The sequence below is a fragment of the Kitasatospora sp. NPDC091257 genome, assembly GCF_044757675.1.
GTDB lineage: Bacteria > Actinomycetota > Actinomycetes > Streptomycetales > Streptomycetaceae > Kitasatospora > Kitasatospora lactacystinica.
Genome location: NZ_JBIVVI010000621.1, coordinates 1 through 5,422 on the forward strand (window position 1 = coordinate 1; position 5,422 = coordinate 5,422).

Annotated in this window: 5 protein-coding genes and 1 pseudogene; all 6 read right to left on the bottom strand. The window is 70.7% G+C overall.

The features are described 5' to 3' along the window. Positions 1-896: pseudogene (locus tag ACIQOV_RS25795) on the bottom strand (M1 family peptidase); the annotation flags it as partial. Positions 897-1,060: 164 nt separating this feature from the next. Then, complete coding sequence (locus ACIQOV_RS25800) at positions 1,061-2,605, bottom strand: M1 family metallopeptidase (protein WP_401052286.1); 1,545 nt, start codon at positions 2,603-2,605, stop codon at positions 1,061-1,063. A gap of 205 nt (positions 2,606-2,810) precedes the next feature. Next, positions 2,811-3,683 carry a sulfurtransferase gene (locus ACIQOV_RS25805; protein WP_401052288.1) on the bottom strand — a complete coding sequence of 291 codons (873 nt, stop codon included), beginning with the start codon at positions 3,681-3,683 and terminating at the stop codon, positions 2,811-2,813. A 201-nt stretch (positions 3,684-3,884) separates the two neighbouring features. Next, positions 3,885-4,115 (bottom strand): hypothetical protein, encoded by a 231-nt coding sequence (locus ACIQOV_RS25810; protein WP_401052290.1) that lies wholly within the window; start codon positions 4,113-4,115, stop codon positions 3,885-3,887. 99 nt (positions 4,116-4,214) lie between these two features. Further along, the gene (locus ACIQOV_RS25815) at positions 4,215-4,541 is read right to left on the bottom strand and encodes a hypothetical protein (protein WP_401052292.1); all 327 of its coding nucleotides are present in this window, start codon (positions 4,539-4,541) and stop codon (positions 4,215-4,217) included. A 167-nt stretch (positions 4,542-4,708) separates the two neighbouring features. Continuing rightward, positions 4,709-5,317, bottom strand: coding sequence for a polysaccharide deacetylase family protein (locus ACIQOV_RS25820; protein WP_359904878.1), 609 nt, complete (start codon positions 5,315-5,317; stop codon positions 4,709-4,711). Positions 5,318-5,422: the final 105 nt, after the last annotated feature.

A 5,422-nucleotide genomic window follows, 5' to 3' on the forward strand; every position in this document is an offset into this window, starting at 1 on the left:
CGGGTCTGGGTCTCCAGGGCGCCACTGGACGGGGTGTTGGCGACGTAGCCGCCGACGGAGCTGAACGGGTACTCGCCGAAGTAGCCGCTCAGCCAGTCCACCAACTCGCCGGTGCGCTCGATACTCGCCCGCGCCGCGGCGGCGTTGTCACCCAGATCCTTGCTGTACGCGTTGTAGACCGGCAGCCCGCTCGCCGTGGTGTCCCGGGTGACGTCGAACCTGCCGATCGCCAGCGTGGCCAGATAGGTCGCCTGCGGCTTGTTCTCCCGCCAGCTGTACCGGGTCCAGCCCGCCTGCGAGCTGGTGCCGGTCAGCACGCCGTTGCTGATCACCTGGTTGCCGTCCGGCACCAGCACCGAGACGTCGAAGGTCGCCTTGTCGCTCGGGTGATCATTGCTCGGGAACCACCAGCCGGCCGACACGGGCTCGCCGGCCACCACCGCACCGTCCGGGGTGCGGCGCCAGGCGGTGTAGCCGCCGTACTTCTCCACGGTGGACGGCACATCCTTGTACCGCACCACCACGGTGGCCTGGGAGCCCTTGGCCAGCGGCCGGGCAGGGGTGATCTCCAGTTCCTGATCGCCGCTGGTGGCGAAGGTCGCGGGCCGCCCGTTGACCCGGACCTCGGAGACCTTCAGCGCGAAGTCGAGGTTGAACCGGGAGAGGTCCTGGGTCGCCGTGGCCAGGATCGTCGTGGTGCCCTCCAGCTCGTCGGTGGCGGGCTGGTACTTCAGCCGGATGTCGTAGTGCGACACGCTGTACCCGCCGTTGCCGAGGGTCGGGTAGTACGGGTCCCCGACCCCGTCCGCGCCGGGTTGGAAGTCGGAAGCGGAAGCGGGAACGGCCAGGAACAGGCTCAGGGCACTGGCGGCGGAGACGATCAGCCTCTTGCGCACATGGTCCTCCAGGAATCACCGGAACGACGGGGTCGAATCGATCCTTCTCCCGTCAACCCCTCGCCCACTCCCCGATCGTGAGATCTTCATGAAAAGAAACGCGCCGACATGACGGCTCCGGAGCGGTACCGCGGAGCCGTCACGTCGGCTGGTCCGGCATGTCGTCAGTTATGGGCTTCGTGCACCGAGTTGGTCTCCTGGATCTTCTTCCAGGACTTCGGCTCGGCCGGGGGCTGCCCCGCGTCCCGGCCGGCGTCCGCGCCCGGCGCCAGCGAGGCCGAGGCTGAGGCCGCGGCGGCGGTGCCCGGCGGCACCGGTCCGACGGCGGGCTTGCTCGGGGTGAACAGCCAGGTGTTCAGCACGTCGCCGAGCTTCTTCCCGGAGACCTTCTCGGCGTAGGCCTGGAACTCCGGAATCGTGGCGTTGCCGTAGCGGCGCTCGGTGGGCCAGCCCTTCAGGATCCGGAAGAACTTCTCGTCCCCGACGGCGTTGCGCAGCGCCTGGACGGCCACCGCACCGCGCTCGTAGACCGCACCGGAGAACTGGTCGTCCGGGCCCGGGTCGCCCGGCTTGATCTTCCAGAACGGGTCGTCGGCCGGGTGCGAGGCGTAGACGTAGTCGGCCAGTTCCTGCGCGGTGCCCTCGTTCTCGTGCTCCGACCAGAGGAACTGCGCGTACCGGGCGAAGCCCTCGTTCAGCCAGATGTCGCTCCAGCGGGAGAGCGAGACGCTGTCGCCGTACCACTGGTGGGCCAGCTCGTGCACGACCACGGAGGTGTTGGAGCCCTTGGCGAACTGCCGGGGGCTGTAGAAGATCCGGGTCTGGGTCTCCAGGGCGTAGCCGGTCGGCACATTGGGGACGTAGCCGCCGACGGAGCTGAACGGGTACTCGCCGAAGTAGCCGCTCAGCCAGTCCACCAGCTCGCCGGTGCGCTCGACGCTCGCCCGGGCCGCGTCGGCGTTCTCCCCGAGGTCCTTGCTGTACGCGTTGTAGACCGGCAGCCCGCTGGCCGTGGTGTCCCGGGTGACGTCGAACCTGCCGATCGCCAGCGTGGCCAGGTACGTCGCCTGCGGCTTGTTCTCGCGCCAGCTGTACCGGGTCCAGCCCGCCTGGGAGGTGGTGCCGGTCAGCACGCCGTTGCTGATCGCCTGGGTGCCGTCCGGCACGAGGACCGAGACGTCGTAGGTGGCCTTGTCGGTCGGGTGGTCGTTGCTCGGGAACCACCACCAGGCCGCCTCGGGCTCGTTCGCCGCGATCCCGCCGTCCGGCGTGCGGTGCCAGCTGGTGAAGCCGTACCGCTTCACGGTGGACGGCACGCCCTTGTAGCGCACCACCACGGTGGCCTGGGCGCCCTTGGCGAGCGGCCGGGCGGGGGTGATCTCCAGCTCCTGCTCGCCGCTGGTGGCGAAGGTCGCGGGCCGCCCGTTGACCCGGACCTCGGAGACGTTCAGCGCGAAGTCGAGGTTGAACCGGGAGAGGTTCTGGGTCGCCGTGGCGAGGATCGTCGTGGTGCCCTCCAGTTCGTCGGTGGCGGGCTGGTACTTCAGCCGGATGTCGTAGTGGGAGACGCGGTAGCCGCCGTTTCCGTAGGTCGGGTAGTACGGGTCGCCGACCCCGGCCGCGCCGGGTTGGAAGTCGGAAGCCGAGGCGGGAACGGCCAGGAACAGGCTCAGGGCACTGGCAGCAGAGACGATCAGCCTCTTGCGCACGTGGTCCTCCAGGGATCACCGGAACGATGGGGTTGGATCGATCCTTGTCCCGGGTGCGCCCCGTCCACTCCCAAATTGTGAGATGTTCATGAAAAGAAACCCGCCGACATGACGGCTTCGCAGCGCTGCCGCGAAGCCGTCACACCCTCCCGCGGGCCCCACCCGGCGCCCGCATCCCACCCGTCACCCCCACCCCACCCGCCACTCACGCTCCGAGCGTCACCGGTGCCCGCACCAGCGAGCCGTACTCCGTCCACGAGCCGTCGTAGTTCTTCACGTGCGGGTACCCGAGCAGCTCGGTGAGCGCGAACCAGGTGTGCGCGGAGCGCTCGCCGATCCGGCAGTACGCGATCACCTCGCGCTCCGCTTCCACGCCCTTCCCCGCGTACAGCTCCCGCAGTTCCTCCGCCGAGCGGAACGACCCGTCGTCGTTGGCCGCCTGCGACCAGGGGACGTTGACCGCGCCCGGGATGTGCCCGGGCACCTGCGCCTGCTCCTGCGGAAGGTGCGGGGGTGCGATCAGCTCGCCCCGGAACTCGGCCGGCGAGCGGACGTCCACCAGCACCGCGTCCGCCCCGGGCTTGGCGAACACCTCCGCCTTGGCCAGGACTTCGTCCCGCAGCGCCCGCAGCTCCGGCCGTTCGGGCCCGCCGATCCGGTAGCCGGTGTGCTGGTAGTCCATCACCTCGGGGGTGAGCTCCCGCCCCTCCAGCTCCCACTTCTTGCGCCCGCCGTCCAGCAGCCGCACCGGCCCGTAGCCGCGCAGCCGCAGCAGCCAGTAGGCGTAGGCGGCGAACCAGTTGTTGTTGCCGCCGTAGAGCACGACGGTGGTGTCGTCCTCGACCCCGGCCGCCCGCAGCAGGTGCTGGACGCCGTCGCGGTCGACGTAGTCCCGGCCGACCTGGCTGTGCAGGTCGGTGGTCCAGTTCCAGCCGACCGCGCCGGGGATGTGGTCCCGGTCGTAGGCCTCGGTGTCCTCGTCCACCTCGACGACCCGGATCGTCCCGTCGTCCAGGTGGTGGGCCAGCCATTCGGTGCGGACCAACGTCTCGGGGTGCGCGTAGCCGTTGCCGGTCATCCCAGGCCCTCCTTCGCTCTGCCCAGGTTGCTGCGCCCGACGGGGCACGGTGGGCCGCACGAGGACGGCAGGGCGTACGGGCACGGCAAGGCGCCGGCGACCGGGCCGGACAGTTCGAACCTACGCCGCCCGTGCGGCCCCGGCCACCCGGCCGGGAGATCCGTCCGGTCACCCCCGCCCGGGAAGCCCGCCCGTGCGCCGTCAGCCCTGCGCCGCGCCGTCGAGCCGCGCCACGCAGTACAGGTTCAGCACGTCCCCCTCGACCCGCTTCGCCTCGACCGAGCGGAACCCGGCCACCGCCGGCATCCGCCGGGCCGTCTGCTCGCCCCAGACCGTCCCGAGGCCCTCCCCGCCCTCACCGAGCGAGATCGTCATGCAGTGGAAGGTCGAGAAGGTGTAGAGCGCGGGCGCCAGCGGCACGATCGCGTCCACCCGAACGGCCCCACGGCACAGGCGGTGGGGCCGTTCGGCGGATGGTCCGGCGGCTCCCGACGCGGCGCCGGACCGTTCGGATCAGCGGTGACGGTCCGCTCAGGAGAAGACGACGGAGCGCAGCTTCAGCCGGTCGCCGAGCTTCTTGCCGGGGTTCATGACGTAGAACACGTCACCCGCGCAGCCGGAGTCCAGGAAGACCGTGGCCGTGGAGCGGGTGAGGTTCTCCGGCGCGAAGCCCGGAGCGTCCTCGGTCGTCCACGGCAGGTCGATGCACTCGCCGCTCCGCGGGTCGGCGAGGCCGGTGAGGACCCCGGGGCCGACCTTGTAGAGGAAATCGCCCTCCGCGGCGTTGGCGGAGAAGGGAACGGCGAGGACGAGGGCGACGGCGCTGGCGGCGGCGAGCACGGCGTTGCGGAGACGCATGGGTGAGGGCCTTTCAGGTGGTACCCGGCGGTACCCGGATTCATCGGTGCGAGATCACCCTAGAGGCCCAAAATCCGCAAAAACGGTTCTTCTAATCCACCTATTCGAGTGGTTTAAAGGTTGAAACCGCTACCCGTCACCCTGCGGAGGTCCACCGGAAACCCCCGTCAGTTCGGCGGAGCGGTGAAGTAGTACCCCGAGTCGACGAGCACCGGCAGGTACGCCTTCAGCGCCGCCACCGTCTGCGAGCGGTCCCCGCCGCCGTCGTGGTTGAGCACGATCGACCCGGGCCGGACGTTCTTGAGGATCCGGTCGATGATCGCCGAGGTGCCGGGCCGGGCCCAGTCCCTCGGGTCCACCGACCAGGCCATGTTCCGCATCCCGAGGTCGGCGGCCACCTTGAGCGAGGCCGCGGACCAGTCCCCGCCCGGCGCGCGGAACCAGGTGGGCTGCCGGCCGGTGGTGCGGTGCAGCAGGTCGGAGGTGCGCTCCAGCTCGTCCCGCACCTTGGCCTCGGACAGGTGCCGCAGGTCCGGGTGGGTCCAGGTGTGGTTGGCGATGTGGTGGCCGCGGTCCGCGATCTCCCGCACCAGGGCGGGGTGCTCGACCGCGTTCTCGCCGATCAGGAAGAACGTCGCCCTGATCCCGTACTGCTCCAACAGCGTCAGCACGGTCGGCGTGTGGCGGGGGTCCGGGCCGTCGTCGATGGTGAGCGCCACCACCCGCCGCTCCGGGTCCAGGTCGTACACCGGCTTGGCCTCCGCCTCGGTGAGCACCCGGCGTACGGGCGCCGCACTCGGCGCGGCGGACGGCAGCGCCGACGAGGACGCCGCGGACGGCGTGCCCCCCGGGGTCACCGACGGCGCGGCGGCCGCGGCCGG

Bases quoted from the DNA above. Each gene is read 5' to 3' on its own strand.
- ACIQOV_RS25805 (WP_401052288.1), bottom strand. From the start codon at position 3,683: ATGACCGGCAACGGCTACGCGCACCCCGAGACGTTGGTCCGCACCGAA.
- ACIQOV_RS25815 (WP_401052292.1), bottom strand. From the start codon at position 4,541: ATGCGTCTCCGCAACGCCGTGCTCGCCGCCGCCAGCGCCGTCGCCCTC.